The organism is Microbacterium sp. CBA3102 (genome assembly GCF_007954505.1).
GTDB lineage: Bacteria > Actinomycetota > Actinomycetes > Actinomycetales > Microbacteriaceae > Microbacterium > Microbacterium aurugineum.
Genome location: NZ_CP042412.1, coordinates 1,943,614 through 1,957,003 on the forward strand (window position 1 = coordinate 1,943,614; position 13,390 = coordinate 1,957,003).

Here is a 13,390-nt window from a genome sequence, read left to right on the forward strand (position 1 = left end):
CGGATGCTCGACGCCGAGGAATCGGAGGAGCTGCGCTCCCTGCACGCACGGGCCTATGGCCGCGACTCCGCACTGACGGCCGCTGAGGCGGTGCGGCTCCGCGAACTCGAGGACCGCCGGCGGACCACGGCCGCTGCGCCGAAGAGCGAGGAGCCGACGCAGGTCGAGGAGCCGACGCAGCTCCCACACGCGGCGCACGTCGATGGGACGGACTCCGTCGGGCCGTCGCCGGGTGAGCGCCGCGATGAGCCTTCGCCGGCGGATCGGTCGGGAGGCGAGATGTCCGAGCCGATCGCGGAGGCACACGCCTCACCGGGATCGTCCCTACGGTCGTTGCTCGTCGTGACGCGATCGCACTGGCGACCGGTCGCCTTCGCCACCGTGGCCGTACTCCTGGTCGGGTTGGGTGTGGGGTGGCTCGCCTTCGGTCGGTCCCACGACGCACCCGTCGCGCTGTCCCCTGAGCAGCAGCAGTGGGAGGACGACCTCGTCGCGGGTGGGGACTACGATCCCGGCTCGGTCCGTGCGCTCGGAGTGGAGGAGGGAGCGGTCATCTGGACCGCGACGAAGGACGGTCGCGAGCGCACGTGTCTGATCCTGAGCACGGGCGATGTGACCCTGCCCAACTGCGACGAGACGGAGTCCGTGTCCGCGCAGGGCATCTACGGTTCGATCACGGTGCGCTCCGAAGAAGACCTGCAGCGGCAGATCAGCGCGCAGATGCTCTTCACCGCGTCGGGTGAGCCTGCCGTCGCGGTGAACTCGTACGACTACGATCCGACGCAGACGGGGCTCACGTATGCGAACGAGGAGGAGTCGCAGACCGCGGCGCGACTGACGCGCGAGGGCTTCGACGCCGGTTCCCTCTGGGTGGTCGGCTACGACGGCGACGTCCCGCTCTGGACCGCCGTGGAGCGTGACTCGCAGAACTCCTGTCTGATCTACGACGGATCCACCGACGATTCCCCGCAGACGTGCCTCGATCCCGAGACGATGCAGGAGCAGGGGGCGAGTCTGGTCCTCAACGTCGTCGACGCCGATTCCGGTGCCGTCACGCACTTCGAACTGGCCTCGAGCACGGGCGCCGGCTACCTCGTCATCACCCACGAAGCGGACGCCGCCGGTGCAGCCGAGGACTGACGCCGAGGAGCTTCGGGCGCTGCAGCAGCGGGCCTACGGCCGCGGGACACGGCTGACGGAGGGGGAGGCCGAGCGCCTGCGCGAGCTGGAGGAGCAACGCCGCTCTCCGATCGAGTCCCCGCCGTCGGCAGTCGACGAAGCCGGTGCAGATCCCTCGGCGGACGACGAGGATCCCGCTGCGGAAGAAGCGCCTGCGGACGCGTCGGTCGAACCTTCCGTGCCGGTCGCGCCTGCCGTCAGCGACGAACCCGTGCCTCGCCGGGGCGCGCTGCGGCAGCACGTCGTGGCTGCGATCGCGGGGGTCGCCGTCGTGCTCGCGGTCGGCATCGGAGCCGGCTGGGCACTGTTCTCGCCGCGGGTCGCGAGTATTCCCCTGACCGGAGAGCAGCAGCAGCGACGTGCCGAACTCTCGGCCTCGACGTTCGATCCCGGCTCCGTCCGTGCGGTCGCCGCGTCGGACGACGCCCTGGTCTGGTACGCGACCAGGGAGGACGGCGCCCTGAGCTGCATGGTCCTCGATGTGAGCGGTCGGGAGCAGACGGACTGTCTCCCGGTCGACGAGGTCGACAACGGGTTGACCGCGGTTCTCCCCGTGGAAGCGGACGGGACGATCGGCGAGGAGTCTTCCGGCGACGGGGCCTTCGGCGTGGAGACGGTCATCGCCACGTTGCGCCTGTCGGTCGACGGTGAGCCGATGGTGGGGATCCAGCGCTGGGGCGGACCGTCCTCGCTGGCGGCGGAGTTCCCGGAAGCGGTGCGCGATCGCGCCGAGGAGCTGGCAGCGGACGGCTTCGGCTTCGGGCTCTCATTGATCACCATGTTCCGGGGGGAGCCGGTCTGGCTCGCCGACCGCCTCTCGGCGCAGGGCACGACGGACAGGTGCCTGATCGTCGACGCGGGCGGACCCATGGCGTGCGTACCGTTCGAGACGGCGGTGGAAGGAGGGCTCGCCACGCAGGTCGTCGACGACGACACGCGCGACGGCAGGGCGACGATCACGGCGCTCGAGCTGAGGTTCACGGGGCAGCAGAACGCGTATCTGGTGGTCGCCGAGGGCGTGCCCGTCGCCATCGTCCCGCCGGGCGAGTCGTTCTTCGTCGAGGCGCCACCCGGAGACCCGATCGAGATCGCACCGCCGGGGGCGGGAACCGGCGGCTGAAAACGGATCAGCTCGCGGCGGAGACCCGGTCGGCGAGGATCGCCACGCGTCGATCGCCGATGCGGGCGAGGATCAGCGTCGCCTCCTGGTCTCCCCGCAGCGTGAGCTTCTTGCGGAAGGCCGCCGGGTCGACGTCGACCCCACGCTTCTTGATCTCGAGTCGGCCGATGCCGTGCGCCTTCAGCGCTGTGCTGATCGCCTTGGGGTTCGCCGGCATCGTCTCGCGCACGCGGAAGGACTGCACGAAGGGGCTCGTCAGCGCCGAATCGGAGGTCAGGTAGGCGATGTGCTCGTCGAGCATCCCGGCGTCGAGGCTCCTGGCCACATCGCCGATCAGACGCGCACGGATGACGGCACCGTCGGGTTCGTGCAGGAAAGCGCCGAGCTCACGCACCGGCTCATCGACGGCATCTGCGGGTGCGGTGAGCTCGTGAGACCGGTCGTCGCGGATCACCAGGGCCGCGCGGCGAACCCCCTTACGGGCGAGGGCGCCGCTCCACACCACGAGCTCGACGACACTGCCGTCGGCACTCACCCACTGCGACTCCGCGTCGGCGGGCAGCGCATCTCGGTCGTGCGCGGGGCCGAGCTTGATGCCCGTGGACACGCGGCGTGCGACGTCGAACGCCCAGTCGAGGGAGGGGGAGTAGTCGTCGGCCGACACGCGCCGCGTCTCCCCGTGACCGGAGGTGCGTCGGGCGGGATCCATCCAGATCGCCCGGTCGTCGGCGGCGGGCATCGTCTCGAAGGCGTCTTCGGCGGTGTCATGGCGCACCACTGCGCCGTCACCGAACGGCGCGAGGTTGTAGGCGGCGATCGCGGCGGTGACCTCATCGGCGTCGACCGCCAGCACGTCGAGCCCGGCGCCGGTGAAAGCCAGCGCGTCGCCGCCGATCCCGCAGCCGAGGTCGGCGACAGCCGTGAATCCCGCGCTGCGGATCCGCTGCGCGTGGCGAGCGGCGACTCCGAGCCTGGTGGCCTGCTCCAGGCCCGCCCGGGTGAACAGCATGCGTCCGGCGAACGGTCCGAACTTGGCGGCAGCCTTGGATCGCAGGTGAGCCTGTCCGACGACCGCGGAGACCAGGTCGGGGGAGTGGCCGGCGGCGCGCAGCCTCGAGACCGCGCGAGCGACGTCGGAACTCGATCCGACCGTCCCGACAGCGTCGAGGAGTTCGAGACCGGCGGGGGTCAGCAGGGCGCGCAGCTCGGACATCTCCACGCCCTCAGCCTAATTCCCCGCCACGCGCGGAGCCGTCTCGAGCGGGTGTGCTGGCACTCGCATTGCGTGAGTGCCAGCACACCGCCTACACTGGCATTAGCACTCTCGGGTTGAGAGTGCGAACAAGTCTTTCGTGTCAGCGTCAAGAAAGAAGAGGTAGACCGTGTCGGTTTCCATCAAGCCGCTCGAGGACCGGATCGTCATCAAGCAGGTCGAGGCCGAGCAGACCACCGCGAGTGGCCTGGTCATCCCCGACACCGCCAAGGAGAAGCCCCAGGAGGGCGAGGTCGTGGCGGTCGGCCCCGGCCGTATCGATGACAACGGCAAGCGTGTTCCGATCGACGTCGCCGTCGGCGACCGCGTGCTCTACAGCAAGTACGGCGGCACCGAGGTGAAGTTCGGCGCAGACGAGTTCCTCGTCCTGTCCGCTCGCGACGTCCTGGCGGTCGTCGTCCGCTGATCTGCGGAACCTGATCCGGCCCCTCCGCGGGGCAGGGTCGAGGTGCTCGAAGGGGCCCGGATGCATCGGCATCCGGGCCCCTTCTGCATTCCCGGCGCTAGTGTTGTGCGGTGACCCCTGAGACGACCCGCGCCACCCGGACCGCGGGGGTCGCGTACGCCGGAGCCGCCTACCTGCTCTGGGGCGTGCTTCCGCTCTACTTCCTCCTGCTCGCACCGACCGGGCCGTGGGAGGTCGTCGCCTGGCGGGTGCTGCTGTCGTTCGTGTTCTGCCTCCTGCTGCTCACCGTCACCCGCGGGTGGGCAGCGTTCCGAGCGATCCTCCGGCAGCCCCGGCTGCTCGGCTGGACGGCGCTCGCCGGGCTCCTGATCTACGTCAACTGGCAGGTGTTCCTCATCGGAACCCTCAGCGACAACGTGATCGAGACGAGCCTGGGCTACTTCATCAATCCGATCACCACGGTGCTGCTCGGGGTCTTCGTCTTGAAGGAACGCATCCGTCGGCTGCAGTGGGCGGCGATCGCCATCGCCGCGATCGCCGTCGTCGTGATCATCGTGGCCTACCGTGCCTTCCCGTGGATCGCGCTCTCGCTGACCGCATCCTTCGGTATCTACGGACTCATCAAGAAGAAGATCGGTCCGGCGGTCGATGCCGTCAGCGGGCTCACCCTCGAGTCGTTCTGGCTGATCCCGATCGCCGTCGCGCAGCTGATCGTGGTGTCGATGACGCCGGCGGGCATCACGATGGGCGCGAACGGAGGGGTGCACGCTCTGCTGCTGGCGTTCGCGGGAGTCGCGACGGCGGTACCGCTGCTGTTGTTCGCCGCGGGAACCCGGCGGATCAACCTCACGGTGATCGGCATGATCCAGTTCATCACCCCGGTGATGCAGTTCCTCATCGGCGCCGTCGTCCTGAAGGAGCCGATGCCGCCGGAGCGCTGGGCGGGATTCATCCTCGTCTGGATCGCCATCGCCGTGTTCCTCGTCGATCTGCTGCTCGCCGGGCGCCGCGGCCGTCGGATCGCTGCGACCGAACTCGTCTGAACCCGGGTCTCTTCTCCGCCCGAACCCGGTCTCGGATCGTTAACGCACCGAGATACTTGCGATCCCTGCACGCGGGTATCACGGCCTAGTGTTAGAGCACCCGCCTGTGGTCACAATCCACGTTCAGTTACGCAAGGGAGCATCATGAACGCACTGAAGGGCTCGCGCACCGCGAAGGTCTTCGCCGGGATCGCTTTGATCAGCGCATCCGCCATCGTCGTCGCCGGCTGCAGCAGCACGCCGAACGCCGAGCCGAGCGAGGGTGGTGAGAAGCCGGCCGTCGATCTGACGCTCAAGCTCGGCTCGCTCCTGCCCGCGACCGGTTCGCTCGCGTTCCTCGGCGCTCCGATGGAGGCCGGTGTCCAGCTGGCCGTCAACCAGATCAACGAGGCCGACGCCGGCGTGACCATCGACCTCACCACCGCCGACGAGGGCGACCTCGACAACAAGGCGTATGAGACCTCGATCACCAACCTGCAGAACGCCGGCATCACGGCCATGGTCGGTGCCGCATCGTCGAGCGTCACCAAGCTCATCCTCGACGGCAACGCCGGTGCGGGCATCCTCACCGTCTCGCCGTCGAACACGTCCCCGGACTTCACGGGCATCAACCCGCTGTACTTCCGCACGGCGCCGAGCGACAACCTCCAGGGCGAGGTCCTCGGCAACGAGATCGCCGAGGACGGTCACAAGACGCTCGGCATCATCTACCAGAACGACCCGTACGGCACCGGTCTCTTCGAAGCCATCAAGGCGACGTTCGAGAGCACCGGCGGCGAGGTCGTCGCGGATGCGTCCTACAACCAGGGCGACGGCCAGTTCAACGCGCAGGTCTCGGAGATCGCTGCCGCGAACCCCGACGCCGTGGCCGTCGTGTCGTACGACCAGTTCGCGACTATCGCGCCGCTCCTCGGCAACGCCGGGGTCGACACCGGGTCGCTGTACCTCGTCGACGGCAACCTCAAGGACTGGGGCACCGACATCCCCGTCAGCCTCGAGGGCTCGAAGGGCACCCGCGCCGGCGCCGAGCTGCCGCAGGACTTCCTCGACCAGCTGAACGAGGTCTGGACGGCTGACGGCAACGACCCGATCGACGCAGTGACGTACTCCGCCGAGGCGTACGACGCCGTGGTCCTGATGGCGCTGTCGGCTCTGGCCGCCGGCTCGGTCGAGGGTGCGGACATGGCGGAGCAGATGCGCACCGTCTCCGGTGGCGACGGCGATGGCGAGAAGTGCTCCACGTTCGCGGAGTGCGCCGACATCATCAACGGCGGCGGCACGGCGGACTACGACGGCCTCTCGGGCGAGATCACGTTCGACGAGAACAACGACCCGAAGGGCGCCGCGATCGGCGTCTACGAGTTCGACGCCGACAACGTCACCTCGCGCATCAAGTAATCGCGCACAGGAAGGCCCCGGATGCACACCATCCGGGGCCTTCTTCTGCGTGGTCACCCTGCTCCGGTCGCAAAAAGGCTCGGTATCCACGCGGATACCGAGCCTTTTCGCGACCGGAACGTCAGGCGGCGTCGGTCCCGAGCGTCCCCAGGTAGAGGCCGATGACCTTCGGATCGTTCAACAGCTCGCGACCGGAACCCTCGTAGGCATCCTTGCCCTGATCGAGCACGTAACCGCGGTCGCAGATCTGCAGGCAGCGCCGGGCGTTCTGCTCCACCATGATCGTCGTCACGCCGGCCTTGTTGATGTCGGAGACCCGGATGAAGGCATCGTCCTGCCGCACGGGGGAGAGGCCGGCCGACGGCTCGTCGAGCAGCAGCACGGAGGGGTCCATCATGAGCGCTCGGGACATCGCGACCATCTGCCGCTCACCGCCCGAGAGCGATCCGGCGCGCTGCTTGAGGCGCTTGCCGAGCTCGGCGAAGATGCTGCTCACGAACTCGAGGCGCTCGGCGAAGATCTTCGGATTCTGGTAGAGCCCCATCTCCAGGTTCTCCTGGATCGTGAGCGAGGGGAACACGTTGTTCGTCTGCGGCACGAAGGCCACACCGCGGCGGACGAGCTTGTCGGCCTTGAGGCCCACGATGCTCTCGCCCTTCACCGTGACGTCGCCCGAGCGGATCTCGACCATGCCGAAGATCGCCTTGAGCAGGGTCGACTTGCCGGCGCCGTTCGGTCCGATGATGCCGATCAACTCGCCCTTGTGGGCCACGAGGTTGGCTCCGTTGAGGATGTTCACTCCCGGCAGGTAGCCGGCGTGCACATCGGTCAGCTCGACGATGACGTCGTCGTTCTTGATCTCGTTGCGTTCGACGGGGGCGTCGGTCATGACTTCTTCTCCTCGATGTCCTCGGCCTCTTCTTCGGCCTCGACCTCGGTCTCGATCTTCTCCCGGATGCGGATCGCGTCCTCCTCCGAGATCACGGGGAGGCGACCGGTGACGGCACCGAGATCGAGATCCTGGTGCGCCCCGAGGTAGGCGTCCACGACGGCGGGGTCCTCCATGACCTGGTCGGGCGGCCCCTCGGCCACGACCCGCCCCTCGGCCATCACGACCACCCAGTCGGCGATGTGCCGGACCATGTGCATGTCGTGCTCGACGAACAGCACGGTCATCCCCTGCTCCTTGAGGTCGAGGATGTGCTCGAGCAAGGACTGTGTGAGGGCGGGATTGACGCCGGCCATCGGCTCATCGAGCATGACCAGGGTCGGATCGCTCATGAGGGCGCGGGCCATCTCGAGGAGCTTGCGCTGACCGCCCGAGAGCGATGCCGCGAAGTCCTGCTCCTTGGCGTCGAGCTTGAAGCGGGTGAGGAGCTCGTGCGCGCGCGCCTCGATCTCCTGGTCCTGCGTGCGCCAGAGGAAGGGGAACAAGCCCGCCCAGAACCCTTCGCCGCGCTGGTCCTTCGCGCCGAGTTTCATGTTCTCGAGCACGGTGAGCAGCGACAGCGACTTGGTCAGCTGGAACGTGCGCACCTGTCCCATCCTCGCCACCTTGAAGGAGGGGATGCCCGAGAGGTTCTTGCCGTCGAACGACCAGGTGCCGGCGTTCGGTTTGTCGAAGCCGCACAGCAGGTTGAACAGGGTCGTCTTCCCGGCACCGTTCGGACCGATCAGAGCGGTGATCGCCCCGCGAGGGATCTCCAGGTGATCGACGTCGACCGCGGTGAGGCCGCCGAAGCGGCGCTCCACGGCATCGGCGATGAGGATCGGGTCGACCTTCTTGACCCCGGGGGCTGCGGGACCGGCGGCGAGACCGCCGGTCTTGGCGCGGGATGTGGTCTTCGCGGGCGTGACCGCCGCGTCGTCGTTACTTGACAAAGGTCATCTCCCTCTTGTTTCCGAGGATGCCCTGGGGGCGGAAAATGACGATCAGCATCAGCACGACACCGATCACGATGTACCGCACGACGTCGGCTTGCGCGCTGGACATCGGGAGGTAGCCGGCGTTCGCCATCGCGGGGAGGAGCGCGCCGAGGAAGGCGAACACCACCCAGAACAGCACGGCGCCGAGTGTGGGTCCGAGCACGGTCGCCGCACCTCCGAGGAGGAGGATCGTCCACAGGAAGAACGTCAGCGACGTGGAGTAGCTGCCGGGGATCACCGCGGACGGCAGGATGAACACGACGCCTCCGAGGGCGCCGATCACACCACCGACCACGAGGGCCTGCATCTTGTAGGCGAAGACGTTCTTGCCGAGCGAGCGCACCGCGTCCTCATCCTCGCGGATGCCCTTGAGCACACGACCCCACGGGCTGCGCATGAGAGCCCACACCACGAGCACCGCCACTGCGAGGCTGATCACACCGACGACTCGGACCCAGAGGTCCGTCGCGTTGTAGGTCCACGGTCCGAAGCCGTAGGTGCCGGGAGGGAACGGGTTCGCATCGCGGAAGCTCTGGTGATAGCCCGAGAGTCCGCCCGCCGAGTTGGTCCAGTCCTTGAACAGCTCGGTCACGAACAACAGGCGCACCACCTCGGCGGTCGCGATGGTCGCGATGGCCAGATAGTCGGCGCGCAGACGGAGGGTGGGGATACCGAGCACGAGAGCGAACACCGCCCCGCCGAGCAGGCCGACCAGAAGCGCCGCCCACCAGGGGAAGCCGAACGTCAGGATCGAGATCGCATAGCCGTAGGCGCCGATGGCCATGAAGGCCGCCATGCCGAAGTTGAGCAGTCCGGTGTATCCGAAGTGCACGGCGAGGCCCGTTGCCGCGAGCGCGTAGGCGATCGTCGTCGGGCTGAAGAGATAGGAGGCGGTGTTGCCGAAAATACTGCCGAAGTCCATGCGTCAGCCCAACCTTTCTTTGCGCCCGAGGATGCCCTGCGGACGCACCAGCAGGATCACGATCAGTGCGACCAGTGCTGTCGCGTACTTGAGGTCTGTCGGTACGCCGAACAAGGTCGACACCTCGACTGCGAGGCCGACGATGATCGAGCCGATCAGGGCGCCGATCGCGGAGCCGAGACCGCCGAGCGTGATCGCACAGAACATCAGCAGCAGCATCTGCATACCCATGTCCCACTTGACCCCGGGGCGGAAGTACGCCCACAGGATGCCGGAGATCGCCGCGAGCGTGCCGGCCAGGATCCACACCGTGCGGATCACCTTGTCGACGTCGATGCCCGATGCGGCGGCCAGCTGCGGGTTGTCCGAGATCGCTCGGGTCGCCTTTCCGGTGCGGGTCCTGGTGAGGAAGAAGGCCACGCCGAGGATCACGATGATGCTCGTCGCCATCGCGATCATGTCGATGTAGGAGAGCGAGATGGGCCCGAGCTTGATCGGCTCGGGACTCGCGCCTGGCAGCTGGTAGGTGCTCCCGCCGATCATGTACTGCATGCCGTAGCGCAGGGCGAGGGAGAGGCCGATGCTCACGATCATCAGTTGGACGACACCCAGGCCGCGGCGGCGCAGAGGCTTCCAGATCCCCGCATCCAGTGCCCAGCCGAGTGCCGCACCGCCCACGACCGCGGCGAGGATGCCGAGCCAGGGCGGAAGGTTCCAGAACGTGGTGAAGAGCAGCATGACCACCGCGCCCCACGTGACCATCTCACCGTGGGCGAAGTTCGACAGGCGGGTGGTCCCGTAGATCAGCGCGGCGCCCATGGAGGCGAGGCCGAGCAGGAGACCGAAGTTCAGCCCGCCCACCATGCGCGAGAGGAGCTGATCGAGGAAGGAGACCGTCACCCGTTCGCCGGCACCGAGGAAGAAGTTGACGATCTTGGTCCCGGTGAGGCCGAATTCGAGCTCGAACGAGGCCGTCGTCCCCGACACCGGTTGGATGCCTTCGGGGAGCTGGGTCGCGTCGACGATCACTCCGTCCGGAAGCGTGGATTCGTCGACCGTGAGGGTGTACGTCTCCTTCTCGGGCACGTACAGGCGCCACTTGCCCTCGGCGTCGGTCTCGGTCTCGGCCTCGAAGCCGTTGCCCTCGATGGACATGACGACGCCTTCGACGGGCTCGTCCGCGTTGGTGACGACGCCGGCGAAGTAGAAGTCGGTGATCTCCTGTCCGTCGTCCGTCGTCTCGGCCGAGGCCGATGAAGGGGGCAGGAGCAAGACGGCGCTGAGCGCCATGAGGATACCGAGGAAGGCGACCAGCCAGGGGCGCTTTCGATGCACGGCGATTGTTGTGGGTCCCACGCAACCTCCACTTTGAGTGCTGTGTCTCCGCGGTGTCGGGTTCGACCGCGGGGATGGACGACGCACTTGAGCGTAATGCGCGATCGGCGAATCACCTACCGTCAGGGCCAACGGTCCGGTAACGACGGGGATCTGGGAATGTTCTCGGGCGTGTCTCGCTTAGAATCTTCATACGGGCCGCTGCCCCGCGAACGGCCGACGTCGACCACCCCCTCGCACTCGGACATGCGCGACACGCGCAGAAGGAGACTCCATGGAACAGCACGATCCCTTCGGCTTCGTCGGACTGACGTACGATGACGTGCTGCTCCTGCCCGGGCACACCGACGTGATCCCCAGCGAGGCGGACACCTCGTCGAGGATCACGCGGCGCATCTCGGTCGCCACCCCGCTGCTGTCGAGCGCGATGGACACCGTGACGGAGTCGCGCATGGCGATCGCGATGGCGCGTGAGGGCGGCATCGGCATCCTCCACCGCAACCTCTCCATCGCGGATCAGGCCGCGCATGTCGACCGCGTCAAGCGCAGCGAGTCGGGCATGATCACCGACCCCATCACGACCACGCAGGACGCCACGGTCGAAGAGGTCGACAACCTGTGCGCGAAGTACCGCATCTCGGGTCTCCCCGTCGTCGACGACGAGGGCAAGCTCGTCGGCATCATCACCAACCGCGACATGCGCTTCGTCTCCGGCTTCGAGCGTCAGAGCACCTTCGTCAAAGACGTCATGACGCGGGAGAACCTCGTGACCGCTCCGGTCGGCGTCGCCGCCGGCGAGGTCATCGCCCTGTTCGCCAAGCACCGTGTCGAGAAGCTGCCGCTGATCGACGGCGACGGCAAGCTCGCAGGGCTGATCACCATCAAGGACTTCGACAAGAGCGAGAAGTACCCGCTCGCGACCAAGGACGACCAGGGGCGACTCCGCGTCGGTGCGGCCATCGGCTTCTTCGGAGACGCGTGGGAGCGCGCGGAGGCGCTGCGTGACGCGGGGGTCGACGTGCTGGTCGTCGATACCGCCAACGGACAGTCCCAGGGCGTGATCGACCTCGTCCGCCGTCTGAAGGCCGACACATCGTTCGAGCACATCGACGTCATCGGGGGGAACGTGGCGACCCGGGAAGGCGCGCAGGCTCTGGTCGACGCCGGCGTCGACGCGGTGAAGGTCGGCGTCGGACCCGGATCCATCTGCACCACGCGCGTCGTCGCGGGCGTGGGCGTGCCCCAGGTCACGGCCGTCTACGAGGCGTCGCTCGCCGCTCGTCCCGCCGGTGTCCCGGTGATCGCCGATGGTGGTCTGCAGTACTCGGGCGACATCGCGAAGGCCCTCGTCGCCGGCGCCGATGCGGTGATGCTCGGTTCGCTCCTGGCCGGCACCGACGAGTCGCCCGGCGAGATCGTCTTCCAATCGGGCAAGCAGTTCAAGCAGTATCGCGGCATGGGGTCGCTGGGTGCGATGCAGACGCGCGGCAAGCAGACCTCGTACTCCAAGGACCGCTACTTCCAGGCCGATGTCCCGAGCGACGACAAGCTGATCCCGGAGGGCATCGAAGGGCAGGTCCCGTATCGCGGGCCGCTCGCCGCCGTGGCCTATCAGCTGGTCGGAGGCCTCCGGCAGTCGATGTTCTACGTCGGCGCTCGCACCATCGAAGAGCTCAAGACGCGGGGCAAGTTCGTCCGCATCACCTCGGCGGGGCTCAAGGAGTCGCACCCGCACGACGTGCAGATCGTGGTCGAAGCACCGAACTACAAGAAGTAACCCCTGCCGACGAGGAGGGACCGGATACCGCGGTATCCGGTCCCTCCTCGTCGTGGTGTACCCGCGGTCAGCCGCAGGTGTAGGTCACGCCGCCGACCTCCCACACGCCGGGTCCGAGGTCGGCGCACATGCCGATGAGTCCGGCGAAGACGGTGACGACGAGGATGATCGCGACGATCTCCAGGATCGTGATGATCGCGCCGACGATGATGCCCGCGATGGCGAGCCCCTTGGGCTGACCGGCCTTGCCGAGCTTCACCGCGGCCACGATGCTGATGATCAGGCCGACGGGCGCCATGAGGAATGCGAGAACCAGTCCGACGATCGACAGCACCCGGCCCGGCGGAGTCGGCGTGGGCTGCGAGTAGGCAGGAGCGGGAGCAGCCGGGTAGCCGCCTCCCGGGGCGGCCGGGGCGCCGGAGCCGGGGGTCGGCTGCTCAGGGTATGGCGGGGGATTCGTCATGTGCTGTCCTGTCTCTGGGGGTACGAGGATTGTGCCCGGCGGCTCCGGACGCCCCGAGCGTAGCGAAGCGTCGACGCCCGCACCATCCCCTCCGGACGCGGCACGGTCGCACGGACTCTTCCGCCGACGCGGCCCCAGGCGTAGCGTGCGGGTATGTGCCGAAACATCGTCCCGCTCAACAACCTCGAGCCTGCCGCGACCGACGACGAGTGCCACGACGCAGCCCTGCAGTTCGTGCGCAAGATCGCCGGGACGACGGCACCGTCCCGTGCCAATCGAGCCGTGTTCGATCACGCTGTCGCCGAGATCGCACAGGCGACCCGGGTGCTCCTGGATGAGCTCGTCACGACGGCGCCCCCGAAGAACCGCGACGAGGAGGCGGCCAAGCGTCGGGCTCGGTCCGCAGAGCGCTACGAGGCGATCCGGGTGTATCAGCAGGAGAAGCGCGCGGCACGTGCGGCCTCGTGAGAACGAAGCCGCAGGGAAGGCGGTGGTGTATGCCAGAATCGACATACCCCGCTCGACTTTCCCGGCGGTTCCGGTGATGA

The 13,390-nt window shown here is 67.8% G+C and carries 13 protein-coding genes; 7 read left to right on the plus strand and 6 right to left on the minus strand.

Features of this window, described 5'->3' with window-relative positions:
* Nucleotides 1-3: 3 nt before the first annotated feature.
* Nucleotides 4-1,140: a hypothetical protein gene (locus FGL91_RS09370; RefSeq protein WP_153243670.1), complete on the plus strand. Its 1,137-nt coding sequence runs from the start codon at nt 4-6 to the stop codon at nt 1,138-1,140.
* Entirely contained in the window at nt 1,124-2,299 is a 1,176-nt protein-coding gene (locus FGL91_RS09375; RefSeq protein WP_153243671.1) for a hypothetical protein, read from the plus strand. Before FGL91_RS09370 ends, FGL91_RS09375 begins: the two co-directional genes overlap by 17 nt.
* A 7-nt stretch (nt 2,300-2,306) precedes the next feature.
* On the opposite strand, the gene FGL91_RS09380 is transcribed toward FGL91_RS09375, so the two are convergent.
* A complete protein-coding gene (locus FGL91_RS09380) occupies nt 2,307-3,512 on the minus strand; it encodes a THUMP-like domain-containing protein (RefSeq protein WP_416202665.1) in 1,206 nt (401 codons plus the stop codon).
* A gap of 169 nt (nt 3,513-3,681) precedes the next feature.
* Here FGL91_RS09380 and groES point away from each other — a divergent pair, with 169 nt between their 5' ends.
* The 3 genes from groES to FGL91_RS09395 all read left to right on the plus strand — a co-directional run bounded on the left by groES (nt 3,682) and on the right by FGL91_RS09395 (nt 6,419).
* Nucleotides 3,682-3,978 carry a co-chaperone GroES gene (gene groES / locus FGL91_RS09385; RefSeq protein WP_153243673.1) on the plus strand — a complete coding sequence of 99 codons (297 nt, stop codon included), beginning with the start codon at nt 3,682-3,684 and terminating at the stop codon, nt 3,976-3,978.
* A gap of 110 nt (nt 3,979-4,088) precedes the next feature.
* Nucleotides 4,089-5,021, plus strand: coding sequence for an EamA family transporter RarD (gene rarD, locus FGL91_RS09390; protein ID WP_153243674.1), 933 nt, complete (start codon nt 4,089-4,091; stop codon nt 5,019-5,021).
* Between the two features lie 144 nt (nt 5,022-5,165).
* On the plus strand, nt 5,166-6,419 hold the full coding sequence (locus tag FGL91_RS09395; RefSeq protein WP_047524166.1) for an ABC transporter substrate-binding protein: 1,254 nt from the start codon (nt 5,166-5,168) through the stop codon (nt 6,417-6,419).
* A 121-nt stretch (nt 6,420-6,540) separates the two neighbouring features.
* On the opposite strand, the gene FGL91_RS09400 is transcribed toward FGL91_RS09395, so the two are convergent.
* From FGL91_RS09400 to FGL91_RS09415, 4 genes are read right to left on the minus strand one after another with little or no spacing between them, the layout of a single operon-like run.
* On the minus strand, nt 6,541-7,308 hold the full coding sequence (locus FGL91_RS09400; RefSeq protein WP_047524167.1) for an ABC transporter ATP-binding protein: 768 nt from the start codon (nt 7,306-7,308) through the stop codon (nt 6,541-6,543).
* Nucleotides 7,305-8,300, minus strand: a complete 996-nt coding sequence (locus tag FGL91_RS09405; protein WP_153243675.1) for an ABC transporter ATP-binding protein — start codon at nt 8,298-8,300, stop codon at nt 7,305-7,307. The genes FGL91_RS09400 and FGL91_RS09405 overlap by 4 nt, the downstream gene beginning before the upstream one ends.
* Nucleotides 8,290-9,267, minus strand: a complete 978-nt coding sequence (locus tag FGL91_RS09410) for a branched-chain amino acid ABC transporter permease (RefSeq protein ID WP_047524168.1) — start codon at nt 9,265-9,267, stop codon at nt 8,290-8,292. Before FGL91_RS09410 ends, FGL91_RS09405 begins: the two co-directional genes overlap by 11 nt.
* A gap of 3 nt (nt 9,268-9,270) precedes the next feature.
* Nucleotides 9,271-10,557 (minus strand): branched-chain amino acid ABC transporter permease, encoded by a 1,287-nt coding sequence (locus FGL91_RS09415; RefSeq protein WP_081997086.1) that lies wholly within the window; start codon nt 10,555-10,557, stop codon nt 9,271-9,273.
* A 319-nt stretch (nt 10,558-10,876) separates the two neighbouring features.
* Between FGL91_RS09415 and guaB the strand changes: the two genes are divergently transcribed.
* Nucleotides 10,877-12,379: an IMP dehydrogenase gene (gene guaB, locus FGL91_RS09420; RefSeq protein ID WP_131492556.1), complete on the plus strand. Its 1,503-nt coding sequence runs from the start codon at nt 10,877-10,879 to the stop codon at nt 12,377-12,379.
* Between the two features lie 67 nt (nt 12,380-12,446).
* Here the strand turns inward: guaB and FGL91_RS09425 are convergent, their stop codons facing one another.
* Complete coding sequence (locus FGL91_RS09425) at nt 12,447-12,842, minus strand: hypothetical protein (protein ID WP_153243676.1); 396 nt, start codon at nt 12,840-12,842, stop codon at nt 12,447-12,449.
* A 153-nt stretch (nt 12,843-12,995) separates the two neighbouring features.
* On the opposite strand from FGL91_RS09425, the gene FGL91_RS09430 reads away from it, so the two are divergent.
* Complete coding sequence (locus tag FGL91_RS09430; RefSeq protein ID WP_131492554.1) at nt 12,996-13,310, plus strand: DUF2277 domain-containing protein; 315 nt, start codon at nt 12,996-12,998, stop codon at nt 13,308-13,310.
* Nucleotides 13,311-13,390 lie beyond the last annotated feature (80 nt).